Source organism: Kamptonema sp. PCC 6506 (genome assembly GCF_000180455.1).
GTDB classification, from domain to species: Bacteria; Cyanobacteriota; Cyanobacteriia; order Cyanobacteriales; family Microcoleaceae; genus Kamptonema; species Kamptonema formosum.
Genome location: NZ_CACA01000062.1, coordinates 1 through 521, shown reverse-complemented (window position 1 = coordinate 521; position 521 = coordinate 1). Strand labels below are relative to the sequence as shown.

1 protein-coding gene is annotated in these 521 nt (G+C 43.4%); it reads left to right on the top strand.

Annotated features, from left to right (window positions below; genetic code table 11):
- Positions 1 to 521: mechanosensitive ion channel domain-containing protein (locus tag OSCI_RS03240; protein ID WP_039961671.1), on the top strand; the 521-nt coding region annotated here is incomplete at both ends.

Genomic DNA, 521 nt, shown 5'->3' with positions numbered 1-521 from the left:
GGCATTTATCCTCGGTTTTGCCTTAAAGGACATTCTGGCGAACTTTTTCAGTGGCTTAGTGTTATTGATTGATACGCCTTTCAGTTTCGGCGATGTTGTTGCTCTGTCAGATGGTTCGCGGGCAGTGATCAAAAAAATTGGTCTGCGGGTAACAACTATGTACTTAATCGATAGTCACTCTGAAATTTATATCCCTAATGCCAATTTCCAAGGTGAAAACATTATTAATCTTAGCCGTCCTACGAGTCACTATTACTACACCATTTCAATTCCCATCAAGGGTGATGTCGATCCAGCAAGAGCAATATCTCTGATGGAGAAAGTGGTACTTGCCCACCCCGATACAATGGGAGAACTAGAGGGTAAGCTGGAAGCAATTGACAATTACTACGGCCATTCTGGATCGGGGGTCAAACAGAAGTTAAAGCGAGAAGTTGGGCGGATGCGATTGCTAGCTGAGCAAGATGTCACCCGTATGCTCTTGAAAATTGAAATGAGCCTGAAGCAACTATCAGAATTTC